Annotated in this window: 2 protein-coding genes and 1 pseudogene; all 3 read left to right on the top strand. The window is 37.7% G+C overall.

Translation table 11 applies throughout. From position 1 onward, the window contains the following. Nucleotides 1–278, top strand: a 278-nt coding sequence (locus ACWATR_RS38975) for a hypothetical protein (protein ID WP_460345440.1), incomplete at its 5' end; no start/stop codon positions are given. A gap of 394 nt (nt 279–672) precedes the next feature. After that, nucleotides 673–2,877, top strand: coding sequence for a TIR domain-containing protein (locus ACWATR_RS38970; RefSeq protein WP_460345437.1), 2,205 nt, complete (start codon nt 673–675; stop codon nt 2,875–2,877). A gap of 145 nt (nt 2,878–3,022) precedes the next feature. Further along, nucleotides 3,023–3,411, top strand: a pseudogene (locus ACWATR_RS38965) (peptidase M28); the annotation flags it as partial.

Below are 3,411 nucleotides of genomic sequence, written 5' to 3'. Positions count from 1 at the left end.
TTAGAGGAAAGAAAGCTGCTGAATGTCGAATTTGGACAGGAGAAAGTAGCCGTCTTTTTAGAAGCGACATTGCATATTCCTCGAATGCTTCAGGAAGTGATAATAGTATTAATGAATCCATGTCTATAGTTGATGATGGATATGCTCTTTTTCTGCAACCTTTGGGAATGGCTTTCTTTGCAAGCCAACAGAATGTGAAAAAATTATTGTCTCAACAAGGAGCCGCTGAGTATTTTTGGGACATCTTGCTAAGACCATTGCAAGAAGGCTCAACATAAATGTTCTGTCATAAGGGTCAATCTAGAAAAAACTCTTGCACAAATAATTTATACTAAATCAGGGAGTTTACCAAAAGCTGACTGAGCAAGATGCCAAACGAATAAGCTAAAAACTATATAGGACAGAGAATTTAAACACCTGTTTGGAATAAGCAGAGGATAATACCTCCCCTAGACCCAACTAAATTAGTAAATAAGAGCACCTCGTAAACACTTATTAAGTATTTCTAAGTGCTATTTAGAACAATTTTAACTAAGTATGGGGTTTGTACTTCAGCCATATTAAATTTGCTCAATATTTTTGTTTTATATGAAACTCAAAATTCCCACGTAAAGAATCTCAATGTATAATCAGTTCTTGCCAGAATAATCGCTATTAGATTTAGAACTAAAAATGAATTCACGCTCATTTTCTGGGGTAGTAGATGAGTCAGTTAATGTATTTTGTTGTTACTCGCGCCAGGACGAAGAACTGCGGCGTGAATTGGTCGAGCATCTTTCTGGTCTTATCAATTCGGGTTCTATTACAATTTGGCATGATCGGCTGATTGAGCCTGGGTCAAACTGGCAAAATGAAATTGAAGATCGGTTAAACACAGCAGATATTGTCTTACTACTGGTTAGTGCACGTTTTCTTGCCTCAAGATATTGTTATAACAATGAGATGTCCCTCGCACTGGAACGACACAGACGCGGTGAAGTTTGTGTCATCCCTATTATTCTTCGTTCCTGCGATTGGAGATATGAGACTTTTAGTAATCTTCAGGCTTTGCCGACTGATGGGAGACCTGTTGTCCGTCAGGGCTGTTCAATTGATGATTCTTTAAATGATGTAGCGCGGGAAATTAGACGGGTAGTTGAAAGTATGCGTAATAGACGCCAAGCCTTACCCTCTCGACCTATTAATATTCAACCACCTCCCAGAAGATCATGGCTAAATAGGATTACCACAACATTAAGGATTCTGTTATTCCGCAGACCCTACCGCTTTAGTCGTCAGGCGGGGTTAACAATTATCAGTCTGTTAGTAATTCTCTGGTTCAATCACCCACACATATTAAAACTATTTTATCAACCAACTATTATTCCAAATGTGGAAAAATTCACTAGCTTTGGGGAAAAAACTCTGCTTGATGAAAAACCTCTGCTTTATCTTGTACAGCATAAATCAGTGAAAGCAAAATATTACTATGATCAGAAATCGTTAGGAATGGAAGTATTCAGAAGCAACAAGAACTATAAACAAGCAGTTGAAATATTTGACCATATTCGAGAAGATGCTAAAAGTGTTGTAGAGAAATATAGTAATGATACTTCTGATAATAACATTGAAAAAAAAGCGGCTTTATTAGTTCTAAAAGATCCCGAAATCCTGATATTTCGCAACAACGCTCAAGCACGACAGAATCATATTGATCTACCAGAATCAACTCTTTACACAATTGCTGTTGCAGCTCCGATGAAAAAACATCCTGCGATGCATATTCTACATGGAGTTGCTCAAGCACAAGATCAAGCTGTTAGTCCGCCGAAAGATTCAAAATTAGTAAATTTAAATTTACAAGTATTAATTGCTGATGATGGCAACGATGAATCTCAAGCTAAGAACATAGCAAATGAACTCGCCAATAACCGGAAAGATGTTATTGCTGTTGTAGGACACTACGCTTCTAGTAGTACCTGTTCTGCTCTACCACATTATAGTGAAGGCAATCTTGTTGTAATTTCTCCAGGTAGCACTATGTTTGGTATCCGCTCAAAATGTGGAGATAACAACAAAGTGTTTTTTCGCACTGTTTCTTCAACGAAAGTAGAAGCCGAGTCACTGGTAAATTACTTATTAGATAAAAGTGGAAAACCCAAACCGAAGGTTGTTGTTTTTTTCAACAGCGAAGAAGAATACAGTATTTCTATAAATGAGCAGTTTCAAAAGCTTTCAAAAGATAACGGAATTATTACTGTTCATCATCGTCTATCCTTACCGAACTTTAGTTTGAGTCAATACTTAGAAGAAATGAAAACAGCTGATGCTTTAGCTGTTTTCCCTGATGGTCAAACAGTGGACAATAATAATTCGTTTATTAGAGTATTTGATGTGATCAAGGATAAGTTTGCTCCTCAGCTAATCTTGGGTGGAAATTCACTTTATCTTATGGAAACCTTGAATCAGCTTAAATCTTCAGAATTAGAACTCAATAATCGCTTGATTATTGCTGTTGACTGGCATCCTAAGCAGCTTAACGCAGATTATAAAGCAGATCCTAAAGCAAATGTTTTTGCTATGCAAGCAGAAACGTACTGGTACGGTGATGTAAACTATAGAACTGCTATGGCGTATGAAGCAACTAAAATATTGGTCAAAATGTTACAGTCAGGAGTACGAAATGATCGATCAAGCATAAAAGATAAATTATCTAAATTTAGTCCAGAAAATAGCGTAGTTAGTGACTCAACAGTAAGTTTTGACAATGGCGATCGCAAAGAAACAATCACCAGGGTTTTAGTTACTCCGAGTAAAAATCCAACCAATATTGATCAGAACAATAGTGAGCCTAAGAGTGAGCCTAAGTTTTGTATAGTTAATTCCCCTGGTTGTTAGTGTAGTTAGAGTCTAGTTTTCTTCTATACATTGCTTCCCATATTAGGCATAGCTTCTTTGCTAACTAAAAATTTTCCCTTTTAATAAAAATGGACTAATTTGGGATTTGCGCTACCCTAAGTCTGGAAGCCAAGGATAATATTACATGAAAAAATGGATTTGGCTGATGCTGTTGGTACTGATGGCCGTTGCTGTGGTGGGTAGCAGAGGTAGCACATTTTTTGAACAGCGTCCCTCACCAGAAATTGTTCAAAGCATTCCAGTGGAAACACCCCAACCACAGCCAGAGTTACAGGAAGTTGACAATGCCCTACAAGTGTCTGCTGACAGACTGTTAACCCATGTCCAAAAGTTAAATTTTCAGCGCTACACAACAAAAGAGCGATCGCTTACTCGCACTTATATCACAACTGAACTCACAAAATTAGGCTGGAAACCTAAATTAGAAAAGTTCTCTGACGGTGTGAATATTTTTGCCGAACGCCCAGGAACGAGCATTGCCGCTAAAGCAATTCTTGTGGGAGCGCATTACGA

This window comes from Nostoc sp. UIC 10890, from assembly GCF_054786515.1.
The sequence above is the reverse complement of the archived record's forward strand: the minus strand, read 5'-3'. Positions and strand labels throughout refer to the sequence as shown.

Excerpts from the sequence above, each read along its gene's own strand:
- ACWATR_RS38970 (WP_460345437.1), top strand. The coding sequence starts at position 673 with ATGAATTCACGCTCATTTTCTGGGGTAGTAGATGAGTCAGTTAATGTA.